The sequence below is a fragment of the Streptomyces sp. NBC_01775 genome (assembly GCF_035917675.1).
Lineage (GTDB): Bacteria > Actinomycetota > Actinomycetes > Streptomycetales > Streptomycetaceae > Streptomyces.
Window position 1 is genome coordinate 7,026,458 of record NZ_CP109104.1, and the last position, 14,224, is coordinate 7,040,681.

At 70.5% G+C, this 14,224-nt stretch carries 10 protein-coding genes; 4 read left to right on the top strand and 6 right to left on the bottom strand.

Annotated elements, in window-relative coordinates:
• Window positions 1–3 precede the first annotated feature (3 nt).
• Entirely contained in the window at window positions 4–1,626 is a 1,623-nt protein-coding gene (locus OHB04_RS31220; protein ID WP_326690975.1) for a Na+/H+ antiporter, read from the top strand.
• A 136-nt stretch (window positions 1,627–1,762) separates the two neighbouring features.
• Here OHB04_RS31220 and OHB04_RS31225 read toward each other — a convergent pair whose 3' ends face one another.
• Window positions 1,763–2,803: a mechanosensitive ion channel family protein gene (locus OHB04_RS31225; protein ID WP_326690976.1), complete on the bottom strand. Its 1,041-nt coding sequence runs from the start codon at window positions 2,801–2,803 to the stop codon at window positions 1,763–1,765.
• Between the two features lie 151 nt (window positions 2,804–2,954).
• Between OHB04_RS31225 and OHB04_RS31230 the strand changes: the two genes are divergently transcribed.
• Window positions 2,955–3,533, top strand: coding sequence for a dienelactone hydrolase family protein (locus OHB04_RS31230; protein ID WP_326808766.1), 579 nt, complete (start codon window positions 2,955–2,957; stop codon window positions 3,531–3,533).
• Between the two features lie 89 nt (window positions 3,534–3,622).
• On the opposite strand, the gene OHB04_RS31235 is transcribed toward OHB04_RS31230, so the two are convergent.
• The 4 genes from OHB04_RS31235 to OHB04_RS31250 all read right to left on the bottom strand — a co-directional run bounded on the left by OHB04_RS31235 (window position 3,623) and on the right by OHB04_RS31250 (window position 8,425).
• Complete coding sequence (locus OHB04_RS31235) at window positions 3,623–5,230, bottom strand: serine/threonine-protein kinase (RefSeq protein WP_326808767.1); 1,608 nt, start codon at window positions 5,228–5,230, stop codon at window positions 3,623–3,625.
• 116 nt (window positions 5,231–5,346) lie between these two features.
• Window positions 5,347–6,108, bottom strand: a complete 762-nt coding sequence (locus OHB04_RS31240; protein ID WP_326690979.1) for a thioredoxin domain-containing protein — start codon at window positions 6,106–6,108, stop codon at window positions 5,347–5,349.
• A gap of 43 nt (window positions 6,109–6,151) precedes the next feature.
• Window positions 6,152–6,850 carry a hypothetical protein gene (locus OHB04_RS31245; RefSeq protein ID WP_326690980.1) on the bottom strand — a complete coding sequence of 233 codons (699 nt, stop codon included), beginning with the start codon at window positions 6,848–6,850 and terminating at the stop codon, window positions 6,152–6,154.
• Between the two features lie 222 nt (window positions 6,851–7,072).
• Window positions 7,073–8,425 (bottom strand): DUF2252 domain-containing protein, encoded by a 1,353-nt coding sequence (locus tag OHB04_RS31250; protein ID WP_326690981.1) that lies wholly within the window; start codon window positions 8,423–8,425, stop codon window positions 7,073–7,075.
• A gap of 256 nt (window positions 8,426–8,681) precedes the next feature.
• Between OHB04_RS31250 and dnaE the strand changes: the two genes are divergently transcribed.
• Entirely contained in the window at window positions 8,682–12,227 is a 3,546-nt protein-coding gene (dnaE, locus tag OHB04_RS31255) for a DNA polymerase III subunit alpha (protein ID WP_326690982.1), read from the top strand.
• Window positions 12,228–12,418: 191 nt separating this feature from the next.
• Here dnaE and OHB04_RS31260 read toward each other — a convergent pair whose 3' ends face one another.
• The gene (locus OHB04_RS31260; protein WP_326690983.1) at window positions 12,419–12,583 is read right to left on the bottom strand and encodes a hypothetical protein; all 165 of its coding nucleotides are present in this window, start codon (window positions 12,581–12,583) and stop codon (window positions 12,419–12,421) included.
• Between the two features lie 259 nt (window positions 12,584–12,842).
• Between OHB04_RS31260 and OHB04_RS31265 the strand changes: the two genes are divergently transcribed.
• On the top strand, window positions 12,843–14,219 hold the full coding sequence (locus OHB04_RS31265; protein ID WP_326690984.1) for an NYN domain-containing protein: 1,377 nt from the start codon (window positions 12,843–12,845) through the stop codon (window positions 14,217–14,219).
• Window positions 14,220–14,224 lie beyond the last annotated feature (5 nt).

Genomic DNA, 14,224 nt, shown 5'->3' on the forward strand with positions numbered 1-14,224 from the left:
TTCATGGACCAGCTCGCACTCTTCTTCGCACTGCTGCTGGCCGCTGTTCTGATGGTTCCGCTGGGGGACAAGCTCGGGTTGCCCGCGCCCGTGCTGATGACCATCTTCGGCGGGGTCCTGGCGCTGATCCCGTCCATCCCGAACGTCTCGCTGCCGCCGGAGTTCATCCTGCCGCTGGTGCTGCCGCCGCTGATCTACGCCGCGGCCCAGCGGACGTCCTGGCGGCAGTTCGCGGCGAACAAACGGCCGATCTTCCTGATGGCGGTGGCGCTCGTCTTCGTGACGACCGCCGTGGTCGCCGCCGTCGCCAACGCGCTGGTGCCGGGCCTGGGAGTGGCGGGCGCCGTGGCGCTGGGCGCGCTGGTGGCGCCGCCCGACCCGGTCGCCGCCACCGCCGTCGCGGGCAACGTCGGGCTGCCCCGGCGGCTGGTGTCCGCGCTGGAGGGCGAGGGCCTGTTCAACGACGTCACCGCGATCACCCTCTACCACGTGGCCATAGCCGCTGCCGTGACCGGGACCTTCTCGCTGCCCCACGCGGCGGGCGAGCTGGTGTTGTCCGCCGTGGTGGCCGTGGCCGTGGGGCTCGGGCTGGGCTGGGTGGCCAACAAGCTGATGACCTACCTGGGGGACGCCACGCTCCAGACCGGCCTGACGCTGCTGGTGCCGTTCGCCTCCTACGTGCTGGCCGAGGAACTGCTGGGCTCCGGCGTCCTGGCCGTACTGACCACCGCGCTCTACCTCGCCTCCGGGCACGCCGTGGACGCCGACGACGTGCAGGGGCGGCTGGCGGGGCAGACCTTCTGGTCGATCGTGGACACGCTGGTGACCGGGATCGCCTTCGGGCTGATCGGCCTGGAGCTGCACACCATCTTCGGGACCGTGCGCCACGAGTGGCAGCACCTGCTGCCCGCAGCGCTCGCCGTGGTCGGCGTCGTGGTGATCGTCCGGCTGCTGTGGCTGCTGCCGACCGCCTGGCTGGCGCAGCGCCTGCACAAGAAGAAGGACCTGGACGAGGACATCCCGCGCAACTGGCGCGAGACGGTCGTCGTGTGGTGGTCGGGAATGCGCGGGGTGGCCTCGGTCGCGCTGGCGCTCGCCGTGCCGCTGGCGGTGGAGCCCGAGGCCGGCGGCGGTCACTTCCCCGGCCGTGAGGCGATCATCTTCATTGCCTTCGCCGTGGTGATCGTCACCCTCATCTTCCAGGGACTGACGCTCCCGTGGCTGGTCAAGCGGCTGAACGTCCAGGTGGACAGCGCCGCCGAGCGGGAGCTGGAGCGGCAGCTGGCCGTACGGGTCGCCAAGGCGGGGCGTCGGCGGCTGAAGGAGATCGAAGAGGTCGAGGATCTTCCCGAGGAGGTCTCCGAGGCGCTGCTCCGCAGGACCTGGGACGTCGGAGCACGGATCTCGCCGGACATCGTGAGCGACGAGCGGCGGGCCGCGCACAGCCAGCGCGTGGCCCGGCTCCAGAAGATGCGCAGGCTCCAGGGCGAGCTGCTGTCGGCGGCCCGGCACGAGGTGCTGGCGGCCCGGGGCGAGCCGGGCGTGGACCCCGAAGTGGTGGACCGCGTACTCCACCAGCTCGACCTGCGCAGCTACCCGGTGCCCGAGCCGCCGCAGGTGCGGTGAGCCGGAGCTCTCAGCAGCTCGCCCGGTGCGGCCTCCTTGCGCTCGCTCCGGGCGGCCTGGTGGCGCTCTGCCCGGGGTGACCTGGCAGCGCTCGGCCCGGGTGACCTGGCAGCTGCCCTGGAGGGGCCATTCCGGCTCAGACCTGCTTTTCCTCCGGCTGGTTGACGCGGATGCGCGGCAGCGCCTCGGGGTGGTGGTGCTTGAGCCAGGTGAACAGCTGCTCGCGCAGTGCGCACCGCAGGGTCCACAAGTCGTCCGAGGAGCGCGCGGTCACCGCGACGCGTACCTCGATCGTGCTGGGCGTGCTGTCGGTCACCACCAGGCTCCAGCTCCGGCCGTCCCACTCGTCGCTGGCCCGCACCAGCTCCTCCGTCTTGGCCCGCAGCTCCTCGACGGGCGCGCAGTGGTCGAGCTGGAGGAAGACGGTGCCGGTCTGCTGGGGGCCGCCGCGGGACCAGTTCTCGAACGGCTTGCTGGTGAAGTAGGAGACCGGCATGGTGATGCGGCGCTCGTCCCAGGTGAGCAGGACGAGGTAGGAGACGGTGATCTCGTCCACCGTGCCCGACTCGCCGTCCACCACCACCTCGTCCCCGATGCGCACCATGTCGCCGAAGGCGATCGACAGCCCGGCGAACAGGTTGCCCAGCGTGGACTGGGCCGCGATACCGGCGACGATGCCCAGCACACCGGCCGAGGCCAGCATCGAGGTGCCGAACGTCTTCATGCCGGGGAACTGGAGCAGCACGGCGGAGACCGCGATGACCGTGACCACGGCCGTGACCATCCGCTGGATCAGCGTGAGCTGGGTGCGCACCCGCCTGCCGCGCGCCGGATCGTGGGTGGAGCCCGCGTAGCGCGAGGCCAGCGTCTCCGTGACGGCCGCGACGAGCCGCAGGATCAGCCAGGCCGAGGCGCAGATCAAGATGATCGTCAGCCACAGGTCCACGCCCTTCCTGTGGTCCTTGGCCAGGTGGGTGTGGTCGAAGAAGCCGCTGACCAGCGCGACGAACAGCACGGCCTGAAGCGGTACGCGACCTCGCCGGAGCAGCTCCCACATCGGGGTCTCGGGGTGCCGGACGTCGAGGCGCACCAGCAGCCGGTCGACGGCCCAGGCGAGCACGTACGAGATCACGATCGCGCCGCCGAACACGATGACCGGCCGCAGGACGTTCTCCATGGTCGTCTCTCTCCTCGGGACTCATCGGGGCTCTCGGGGACGGCGACCTCATCAGGGCCGCCCGGGGCCACCGATGACCGTACCTGGCACCATATGGAGGGACCGGCTCCAGGGGACTCGCCAGGGGCTCATTGTGAAGGATGTGACATCAGTGGCACCGGTAACGATCGTTCTGTTCCACTCCGTGTGCGGACTGACGGCCGATGTACGCTCCGCAGCCGACCGGCTGCGCGAGGGCGGGCACGAGGTGCACACCCTCGACCTGTTCGACGGGCGCACGGCGGCCTCCGTCGAGGAGGGCATGAAGCTGCGCGAGGAGTTCGACCGCGACGAGGTGCTGCGGCGCGCGATCGCCGCGGCGGCGCCGCTCTCCGAGCGCGGGCTGGTCTACGCGGGCTTCTCCTTCGGCGCGGCCGTCGCGCAGAACCTCGCGCTGGCGGACGCGAAGGCACGGGGTCTGCTGCTGTTCTCCGGCACCTCCGACATCGCCGAAGACGCCGCCGTGGACGAGCTGCCGGTCCAGCTGCACGTGGCCGACCCGGACCCCTTCGAGCCGCACGACTGGCTGACGGCGTGGTACCTGCGCATGGGCCGGGCGGGCGCCGACGCGGAGGTCCACCGCTACCCCGCGGCGGGGCACCTCTACACCCACGCCGAGCTGGACGACTACGACGAGGAGGCGGCCGAGCGCACCTGGCAGACCGCGCTGGCCTTCTTGGAGACGCTGTAGGGCGAGTGCTGTAGGGCGAGCTTGGAGACGTTGCAGGGCGAGCTTGGCGACGCCGGTGAGGGACCAGGCGCGGAGCCGGTCCGGGGGCCTCAGCGCTCGCAGCGGCCGGTGCCCCGGACCTGGCCCTGGCCCTTGCTCGGGGTGCAGATGAAGTTGCGGTCCGCGGCGGCGTGGCTGACGTAGCGGCCGAAGCACTGGCCGCCGTCGGACAGGTCCTTCGTGGCGCACCATTTGGCGGCGGCGTGGCCGTTGGGGAAGCCGTCGGAGGGGCCGGAGCTGTAGAACGTCCAGTATCCGGGCTTCAGCGAGGCGAACCGGTCGCCGTCGACCCAGCGCACGTCGTCGTTCTCGCGGTTCAGCTCGGCGGCCATATCATCCCGGGCCTTGATGCCCCTCGACTTGGCGATTGATCCGAGCTGCGCCACCCAGGCGTTGTTGGGCACGGGGCGATGGCCCCCCGGATTGCCCTTCGTGGGCTGTTTCGGCTCGTTGCCGCTCGTCCGGCCGCCGTCGGCCGCGTTGTCCGGGCCACCGTTCCCCTTCGCCAGATAGGTGCCGCCTGTGATGAGCAGCGCTGCGGCTACGACGGCGCCCACCACGGTGAGCACCATCCGGCGGCGCCGTTTCCTGCCGTCGTTCGGCTGGTGCGGTGCGGGCGGGGTGCCGAACGCGCCCGGAGGCTGCCCGTATCCGCCCGTGGCGGGCCCGGCCTGAAGGGCCTGGGACCCGGTCAGGGGCTGAAGGGGCTGGGACCCGGCCAGGGTCGCGGGATGGGTCTGCACGGGCGCCTGTACGGCCATCGCCGGCTGCGTCGGCAGGTGCGGCACGGGCGCCCGGCCCTCCGCGACATCGGCCAGCAACTCCGCGAGCTGCTCGGCGCCGGGCCGGGCCCCGCTGTCCCGTACCAGCACGCTCTCCAGCACCGGGCCGAGCGCGCCGCTGCGCACCGGCGGCGGCACCGGGTCGTCCAGTACGGCGGCCAGCGTGGCCAGGGTGTTCGCGCGGCGCATCGGGTTGTGCCCCTCGGTGCACACGTACAGCGTCAGCGCCAGTGACCACAGGTCGCTCGACGGGTCGTCGTCGATGCCCCTGATCCGCTCGGGTGCGATGTACTCGGGGGAGCCCAGGAACTCACCGGTGGCCGTCACGCTCGTCGAGCCCTGGAGCGCGGCGATGCCGAAATCGGTGAGCACCGCAGAACCGTCTTCGCGCAGCAGTACGTTGCCCGGCTTCACATCGCGGTGCTGGATGCCGGCGGCGTGCGAGGTGCGCAGTGCGGCCAGCACCTCGCGGCCGACCCTGGCCGCCTCGTGCGGCGCCAGCGGGCCCTCTGCGAGCCGCTGCTCAAGGGAGGGGCCGCGAACCAGCTCCATCACCAGCCACGGATACGGGCCCTCGTCCGCGATCTGATAGATCGTCACCACATGGGGGTGGCTGAGCCGGGCCAGCGCGCGGGCCTCGCGCAGCACCCGCTCGCGCCGCGCACGCGCACTCCCGGACGGCTCCCCGCCCTCGCCCTCGGGCAGCTCCCCGGGTTCGGCGGCGGGGGGACGGACCTCCTTGAGCGCCACCTCGCGGTGCAACGCGCTGTCCCGGGCCCGCCATACGGTGCCCATCCCACCTGCGCCGAGCCGCTCCAGCAACTCGAAGCGCCCATCGACGATCTGTCCGCGGTATCCATGTGTGCGCCCGGTCATGGGATCAGCCTACGGGTGGCCCCGGCGCCCGCCGACAGGCTTCGGGCGGAGAACGCCGACCGGCAGGCCGGAAGAATTCCGGCCTGCCGGTCAGCGGTGCGTCGCGTGCGCCCCGGCTACTGCTTCTTGTCCTTGCCGGCGTCCAGCTTGACGCCCATCTTGTCGAGCTGGCTCGCCAGTTCCTGCGGCTCGGTCTTCTTGCCGTCGATCTTGATGGTGGGGGTGCCCTGGATCTCGGCGCCGTTGAAGCTGGCGATCATGTCCTTGGCCCACTTGTTGTACTTCTTGCCCTTGACGGCCTTCTGGAACTTGGCGTTGTTCTTGAGCGCGTCCACCTCGTCCGCCACCTTGAGCAGGTACTTGTTGTCGGCGAACTTGTCGTCCTGCTCCGGCGGGTGGAACTTCTTGGAGTACAGGAGCTTGTGGTATTCGGTGAACGCGTCGACGTTCACGGCCTTGGCGGCCCCCAGCGCGCGGGCCGCGTTCTTGGAGCCCTTGCCGCCCATGTTGTCGTCGATGATCGAGCCGAGGTGGATGCGCAGCTTGTACTTGCCGTCGTCGGCGCCCTTCTGGAGGGCCGCGCCCATCGTCTGCTCGAACTGCGCGCACGCCGGGCAGCGCAGGTCCTCGTAGACGTCGATGGTCTTCTTGGCCTTGGCGCCGCCGGTGGTGACGGCCATGTCCTCGCCGCTGGAGTCCTTGTCGTTCATCTTCGCGACGGCGACCCCGATGCCGCCCACCACCGCGAGCACCGCCACCACGGACACTCCGACGAGGAGTTGCCGCCGGGTGCGCTCCTTCTTGGCCTGCTTCTCCCGCTCGGCGCGCAGCCGCTCGCGGGCGGCGCGCTTGGCTTCCTGGTTGTTGCGCTTGCTCATGACTGTTCTTCTCCGTTGCTGCGTACGCGAATTCGGACCGTGCTCAGACCGCGGGAACGGCGAGCGCGGGCGGACCGCGACGGTGCACGGAGTGCGTCAGCAGCGGCAGCGCGGCGGGTGTGCGCACCGACGGTGTCCGCGGCGCCGGGGCGGGGCCCGTGGCGCCGGGAGAGGTGTGGCAGACGGCGACCGCCAGCCGCAGCGGGCGGAAGGCCGTGGCCGCGACGGCGCGCAGCAGCCCGGCCAGCGCGGCCTCGCCGCGCCGCAGCCAGGCGGCGGCCAGCAGCCCCACACAGATGTGCGCGGCCAGCAGCAGCCAGGGCACGGCGGGCGCCAGCGCGCCGTGCGCGCCCACCGGGAGTGCGCCGGCCTCGCCACCGCGCGCCGCCATCCGGGCCAGCGGGGTGCCGACGCTGCCGCCGCCGCACAGCAGGTCGAAGCCGACCGAGCGCAGCGGCCCGGCGACGGGGCCTCCGGCGCGGCCGTAACAGGCGTGCTGGCCGGTGGTGAAGACCGTGTCGGCGGCCAGCTCCAGCGGGATCAGCAGTGAGGCGATCCGGGTGAAGCCGCGCTCCCGGCCCGCCAGCGCGAAGGCCAGCAGGAAGACGCCCGCCGAGATCGCGACGAGGGGCGGCAGCGGTACGGGCGAGCCGGACAGCAGGACATGAGCGCCGGCGGACAGCGTGACGCAGAGCGCGGTGAAGACCGCCGCCCTCGCTGTCCGTATGCCTGCCGCTCCCATGCCCTGCGTCCCCTAGCCGTGTGATCGAATGCCGGCCGATCGGCCGAGTGCCGCGCCGGGGCGCGTTCGGCCGAGCGGGTCCCGGCGGGCCGGCCTGCCGGGGCAGTCCTGCCGCATGCCTATCGCGGCCCGAGTCTGCCATGGGTCCGCGTAAGCGGTCCCTAAAGGGCCCGAACTCGTGGGATGGCAGCCCGTGAATTCTCCCGTACGCCCCGTATTCGGCTACACCCCCGCGATCCGGCCGTTGCGGAACAGGTCGACGAAGATCTGGTGGTCCCGGCGGGCGGTGGAGCCGTAGGAGTGCGCGAAGTCGACCAGCATCTCGGCGAAGCCGTCCTCGTCGGCGGAGATGGCCGCGTCGATGGCGCGCTCGGTCGAGAACGGCACCAGGCTGTGCCCGCTCTCCGCCTCGTCGGCCGCCGCGTGCATGGTGGCCGTCGCCCGGCCCAGGTCGGCTGTGACCTGCGCGATCTCGTGGGGGTCCGACAGATCGCTCCAGTCCAGGTCGACGGCGTAGGGGGAGACCTCGGCCACCAGCTGGCCCGCGCCGTTCAGCTCCGTCCACCCCAGCCAGGGGTCGGCGTGCGACTGGAGGGCGCGCTGCGAGATGACCGTGCGGTGGCCCTCGTGCTGGAAGTAGTCGCGCACGGCCTGGTCGGTGATGTGCCGGGAGACGGCCGGAGTCTGGGCCTGCTTCATGTAGATGACCAGGTCGTTCTCCAGCGCGTCGCTGTGACCCTCCAGCAGGATGTTGTACGAGGGCAGGCCGGCGCTGCCGATGCCGATGCCGCGCCGTCCCACCACGTCCTTGACCCGGTGGGCGCCGTGCCGCTCGCGGCCCTCGCCGCGCGGGAGGGTCTCCAGATAGGCGTCGAAGGCGTCCAGGACGGTGGCCCGGGTGTCCTTGTCCAGCTCTATGGAGCCGCCGCCGGAGGTGAAGCGGCGCTCCCAGTCGCGGATCTCGGTCATGGTGCTCAGCAGCCCGAAGCGGGTGTTGGCCCGGGCGGCGCGCAGCGCGGCGAGCACGGGGCCGCGCGCGGTCTCCAGGGTGAGTGCCGGCGGCTCGGTCTCCGGCGCACCGGATGCCAGGGCGCGGATGCGGTCGCGGTAGGCGGCGGCGTAGGTGGTGACCAGCGAGGTGATCTGCTCGTCGCTGAGCGCCTTGCTGTGTCCGAGCAGCGCGACGGAGGCGCTGAAGCGCTTGAGGTCCCACGTGAAGGGACCGACGTACGCCTCGTCGAAGTCGTTGACGTTGAACAGCAGGTGACCGTTTGCGTTCATGTACGTGCCGAAGTTCTCGGCGTGCAGATCGCCGTGTATCCACACCCGGCTCGTACGCTCGTCCTGGAAGCGGTCCGTGTCCCGCGACCTCGTCCCGTAGGGGCCCTCGGGGGCGGTGAGGTCCGCGTAGAAGAGGCAGGCCGTGCCGCGGTAGAAGGCGAAGGCCGAGGCGGCCATCTTGCGGAACTTCGTCTGGAAGGCCGCCGGGTCGGCGGCGAGGAGGTCACCGAAGGCGGTGTCGAAGACCTGGAGGATGGTCTCGCCGCGTTCCTGGTCCGGGCCTGCCTTGGTCATGTGTGAGCTCCGTTGTGCGTTCGGTGTCCGAGAGGCTTTACGGGTGCCTAACGTACGCCGCCCCGCGGTGGTGCCAGGGCCCGCCGGGCCCCCGGCGTGGGCTCTCGCGTCGGGGGCCGGGCGCGTCGGGGGCCCGGGGTGCGGCGGGCATCGGGTGCGACGGGGGCCTCGGGCTGCGGGCGTCCGGCTGTTGTCAGTGGCGGGTCGTAGACTCCTCACTCGCCCTGAAGATCCGCGCCCGGAGGTGGCCTTCGTCGTGAGTGAGCAGCCCTTCACGCATCTGCATGTGCACACGCAGTATTCGCTGCTCGACGGAGCGGCGAGGCTCAAGGACATGTTCAACGCCTGCAACGAGATGGGCATGTCGCATATCGCGATGACCGACCACGGCAATCTCCACGGGGCCTACGACTTCTTCCATTCCGCGAAGGACGCGGGCGTCACGCCGGTCATCGGCATCGAGGCGTATCTGGCCCCCGACCACCGCAGGAACACCCGCCCGGTCAAGTGGGGCACCCCCCACCAGAAGCGCGACGACGTCTCCGGCAACGGCGCCTACACCCACATGACGATGTGGGCGCGCAACGCGACAGGGCTGCACAACCTCTTCCGAGCCCAGTCCCGGGCCAGCCTGGAGGGCTTCTTCCGTAAGCCCCGGATGGACCGCGAGCTGCTGGCCGAGTACGCGGACGGGCTGATGGCCACCACGGGCTGCCCCTCCGGCGAGGTCAGCACCAAGATCCGCCTGGGGATGGAGGACGAGGCCCTCCAGGCGGCGGGGGAATACCAGGACATCTTCGGCAAGGAGAACTTCTTCGTCGAGCTGATGGACCACGACATCCAGATCGACAAGCGGGCACGGGACGGTCTGGAGCGCATCGCCCGCAAGATCGACGCCCCGTTCGTGGTCACCAACGACTCGCACTACACGTACGCGAGCGAGTCCGCGGCGCACGACACCCTGCTGTGCATCCAGACCGGCAGCAATCTCTCCGACCCGGACCGCTTCAGCTTCGACGGCTCGGGCTACTACCTGAAGTCGGCCGAGGAGATGTACGCCATCGACTCCTCGGACGCCTGGCAGGAGGGCTGCCGCAACACCCAGCTCCTGATCGCCCAGCGGGTCGAGACGGAGGGCATGTTCGAGCCGAAGAACCTGATGCCGAAGTTCGACGTGCCCGAGGGCTTCGACGAGGTGTCCTGGTTCCGGGAGGAGGTGCGGCGCGGTATGGACCGCCGCTATCCCGGCGGCGTCCCGCAGGACCGCCAGGAGCTGGCGGACTACGAGATGAAGGTCATCATCGACATGGGCTTCCCGGGGTACTTCCTCGTGGTCGCCGACTTCATCATGTGGGCCAAGGACAACGGCATCGCGGTGGGCCCGGGGCGTGGCTCGGCGGCCGGCTCGATCGTGTCGTACGCCATGGGCATCACCGACCTCGACCCCGTCACCCACGGGCTGATCTTCGAGCGGTTCCTCAACCCCGAGCGCATCTCCATGCCGGATGTCGACATCGACTTCGACGAGCGCAGGCGCGGTGACGTGATCCGCTACGTCACGGAGAAGTACGGCTCCGACAAGGTCGCCATGATCGGCACCTACGGCACCATCAAGGCCAAGGCCGCCATCAAGGACGCCTCCCGCGTGCTCGGCTACCCGTACGCGATGGGTGACCGCATCACCAAGGCCATGCCCGCCGATGTGCTCGGCAAGGGCATCCCGCTCTCCGGCATCACCGACTCCAAGCACCCGCGCTACAGCGAGGCGGGCGAGGTCCGGGCGATGTACGAGAACGAGCCGGACGTCAAGAAGGTCATCGACTCGGCCATGGGCATCGAGGGCCTGGTGCGCCAGATGGGCATGCACGCCGCCGGCGTGATCATGTCCAGCGAGCCGGTCATCGACCACGCCCCGATCTTCTCGCCGAAGAACGACGGCACGGTCGTCACGCAGTGGGACTACCCCAGCTGTGAGTCGCTCGGCCTGCTGAAGATGGACTTCCTGGGGCTGCGCAACCTCACGATCATGGACGACGCGGTCAAGATGATCCGCAAGAACAAGGACGTCGACCTCAAGCTCCTCGATCTGCCGCTGGACGACGCCAAGACGTTCGAGCTGCTGTGCCGGGGCGACACCCTGGGCGTCTTCCAGTTCGACGGCGGTCCCATGCGCTCCCTGCTGCGCATGATGAAGCCCGACCACTTCGAGGACATCTCCGCGGTCTCGGCGCTGTACCGCCCGGGCCCGATGGGCATGAACTCGCACATCAACTACGCCCTGCGCAAGAACGGCCAGCAGGAGATCACTCCGATCCACCCGGAGCTGGAGGAGCCCCTCAAGGACGTCCTCGACATCACCCACGGCCTGATCGTCTACCAGGAGCAGGTGCAGAAGGCCGCCCAGGTGCTGGCCGGATACTCGCTGGGGCAGGCCGACCTTCTCCGGCGTGCGATGGGCAAGAAGAAGAAGGAGGTTCTCGACAAGGAGTTCGTGAACTTCCAGAAGGGCATGCGCGAGCGGAACTACTCCGACGCGGCCGTCCAGGCCGTGTGGGACGTGCTGGTGCCGTTCGCCGGGTACGCGTTCAACAAGGCGCACTCCTCCGCGTACGGTCTGGTCACCTACTGGACCGCGTATCTGAAGGCCAACTACCCAGCCGAGTACATGTCGGCCCTGCTCACCTCGGTGCGCGACGACAAGGACAAGTCGGCGGTCTATCTCAACGAGTGCCGCAAGATGGGCATCCAGGTCCAGCCGCCGAACGTGAACGAGTCGGAGGCGAACTTCACCTCGAAGGACGACTCCACGATCGTCTTCGGTCTCACCGCGGTCAGGAACGTCGGCCAGAACGTGGTCGACTCGATCGTGAAGTGTCGCAAGGCGAAGGGGAAGTACACCTCCTTCCCCGACTTCCTGGACAAGGTCGAGGCCGTCGTCTGCAACAAGCGCACGGTCGAGTCCCTGATCAAGGCCGGCGCCTTCGACGAGCTGGGCCACACCCGCAAGGGCCTGACCGCCCAGTTCGAGCCGATGATCGACAACGTCGTCCAGGTCAAGCGGAAGGAGGCCGAGGGCCAGTTCGACCTCTTCGGCGACCTCGGCGGGGACGACGCGGCGGACTCGGGCCCCGGCTTCGGGCTGGACGTGCAGTTCTCCGAGGAGGAGTGGGAGAAGACCTATCTGCTGGCCCAGGAGCGCGAGATGCTCGGCCTGTACGTCTCCGACCACCCCCTCTTCGGCCTGGAGCACGTCCTCAACGACAAGGCGGACGCGGCCATCGCCCAGCTCACCGGGGGCGACTACTCGGACGGCTCCATCACCACCATCGGCGGCATCATCTCCGGCCTCCAGCGCAAGATGACCAAGCAGGGCAACGCCTGGGCGATCGCCACCGTCGAGGACCTGGCCGGCTCCATCGACTGCATGTTCTTCCCCGCCACCTACCAGCTCGTCTCCACCCAACTGGTCGAGGACGCCGTGGTCTTCGTCAAGGGCCGGCTGGACAAGCGCGAGGACGTGCCCCGGCTGGTCGCGATGGAGCTGATGATCCCCGACCTGAGCGAGGCGTCCTCGAACGCGCCGGTCACCATCACCATCCCCACGGTGAAGATCACCCCGCCCCTGGTCGAGAAGCTGGGATACGTACTGACGCAGCACCGGGGGGCGAGCGAGGTGCGGGTGCGGTTGCAGGGCGCCCGCAAGACGACGGTGCTCCGGCTGGACCGGCACCGGGTGACGCCGGATCCCGCGTTGTTCGGAGACCTGAAGGAGCTGCTGGGGCCCGCCTGCCTCGCGGGCTGACGCCTGCGTCGAGCCGACATGAGTGAGGGCGCCCGATGCCGGGCGCCCTCACCCCTTGGTGCTTCCACCGGTTGCGACGGGTCCGGCACGGCCGGTCACGTCCGTCGTGGGACGCGCCGTCGCGGCCGGGAAATTGGTGGGACCGCGTAGCGACTAGTGCCGCGACGGGGCAAAGCTTGCCGGGAGGGGCACTAGTTGTGGCCGAAGCGGCGCTCGCGGCCCTTGCGGGCTACGTCCGCCGGGCTGGCGATGCGCTGGTCGGCCGTCGAGCCCTTGCCCTGCTCGCGCTGCTGGGTCTGCTCCTCGGCCGACCGGTCCTGTCGCTGCTTGTCGCGCTTGCTCTTGTTCTTGGCCATGATCGCCTCCTGGGGACGCGCTGGACAATTGGCCGCGACCAGCCTTACACGCTCGGACATAGCGCGCATTTCGGGTAGTTACCGTATGTAGGCAGCTGCGCCCGCTCCGTGCCCGTAACGTGCTCGGTGTCGACGGGGACGCCACGCCGATGATCGAGTTCGGGCTGATAACCCCCGCGCGGTCGGGCAGACTCGAAAGACACGGGGAATAAACGGGAAAAACGGCCGGCACGCGAGGGCACAGCCTCGGCTGTACGTCATGACCGAGAGTGGGTGGAACGTCGTGGACCGCTGCGTCGTGCTTGTGGACGCCGGCTACCTGCTGGGCGCCGCCGCCAGCTTGCTGGCAGGGGAGCCGACCCGCTCCCGTATCACCGTCGATCACGCCGGGCTGATCCAGGCCCTGCGCCGACAGGCCGAGGCCGACACCGAGCGCTCGCTGCTGCGGATCTACTGGTTCGACGGAGCGCCCGACCGCGTGCCCCAGCCCGAGCACCGCAGGCTGCGCGTGATGCCCCGGGTCACGGTGCGCCTGGGCGCCCTGACCCGCAGCGACGGCCGCTGGGCACAGAAGGGCGTGGACGCCGCCATGCACGCCGAACTGACCGAACTGGCCCGCAACCGCGCCTGCTCCGACATCGTGCTCGTCACCGGCGACGGCGACCTCCTGCCCGGGCTGATGTCCGCCAAGGAGCACGGCGTCGCCGTCCATCTGTGGGCCGTCCAGGCCGCCGACGGCGACTACAACCAGTCCGAGGACCTGGTCGCCGAGGCCGACGAGCGCCGCGTCCTCGACCGCACCTGGATCACGCCGGTCGTCCACGCCAAGGACCTCACCGGCGTCTGCTCGCCGGCGCCCGTGCCCCGCCCCGAGATCGCCGCGATCTTGTCCGCGCCCCTTCCCGAGACCGCCAAGAACGGCGACGGCGTCCAGCACGGTCCGGCTCGGCCCCCGCAGCCCCCCGGCCGTCCGGCCACGCCCGCGGGCTCGCACTCGGCACCGGACGACGGCACGGGCACGGTCACCGGCGCCCGCCCCGGCCCCGGAGCCGGGGGCAAGGAGGGCGCGGGCGAGGACGAGTCACCCGCCGCGAGAGGCGCCCACGGCACCTCCGCGCAACGCACCGAGGGCGCCGGGGTGCCCACCCCCAAGGACCTGGCGGGGCTGGGACGTCCGGGCCCCGGGGTCGGCGCCACCGCCGGGCCGCCGGGCGCCACCTTGCGCTGGTCCTCCGACCGGGGCTGGGTCGAGCGCGCGGCCACCGGCGAGGCGCCCGAGACGGCGTCGCTGCCGATGCTCGCCCAGCTCACCACCGCCGAGCAGCGCTGGGCCGACCGCGAGGAGGACATCACCGCCGTCAGCGGCGACCCCTTCGAGGTCGGCCAGGTCTTCGCGCGGCGCTGGATCGAGCGGCTCACCACCGGCGGCCATCTCGGACAGCTCTCCGGTGAGTACCCGCGCATCCCGCACCGCATCGACGGCGAACTGCTGCGCTATGCCGCCAGGTTCGGGCTGCTCGCGCACAAGGACGACCAGATCGACGAGCACGACCGCTACGCGATCCGCGCCGGGTTCTGGCGCGAGGTCGACGCGCGCACCGGCTCCTCCGCGGAACACGCCCCGGCGGGTGACTGACAGGG

Bases quoted from the DNA above. Each gene is read 5' to 3' on its own strand.
- OHB04_RS31220 (WP_326690975.1), top strand. From the start codon at position 4: ATGGACCAGCTCGCACTCTTCTTCGCACTGCTGCTGGCCGCTGTTCTG.
- OHB04_RS31225 (WP_326690976.1), bottom strand. From the start codon at position 2,803: ATGGAGAACGTCCTGCGGCCGGTCATCGTGTTCGGCGGCGCGATCGTG.
- OHB04_RS31235 (WP_326808767.1), bottom strand. From the start codon at position 5,230: ATGACCGGGCGCACACATGGATACCGCGGACAGATCGTCGATGGGCGC.
- OHB04_RS31240 (WP_326690979.1), bottom strand. From the start codon at position 6,108: ATGAGCAAGCGCAACAACCAGGAAGCCAAGCGCGCCGCCCGCGAGCGG.
- OHB04_RS31245 (WP_326690980.1), bottom strand. From the start codon at position 6,850: ATGGGAGCGGCAGGCATACGGACAGCGAGGGCGGCGGTCTTCACCGCG.
- OHB04_RS31250 (WP_326690981.1), bottom strand. From the start codon at position 8,425: ATGACCAAGGCAGGCCCGGACCAGGAACGCGGCGAGACCATCCTCCAG.
- OHB04_RS31260 (WP_326690983.1), bottom strand. From the start codon at position 12,583: ATGGCCAAGAACAAGAGCAAGCGCGACAAGCAGCGACAGGACCGGTCG.
- OHB04_RS31265 (WP_326690984.1), top strand. From the start codon at position 12,843: ATGACCGAGAGTGGGTGGAACGTCGTGGACCGCTGCGTCGTGCTTGTG.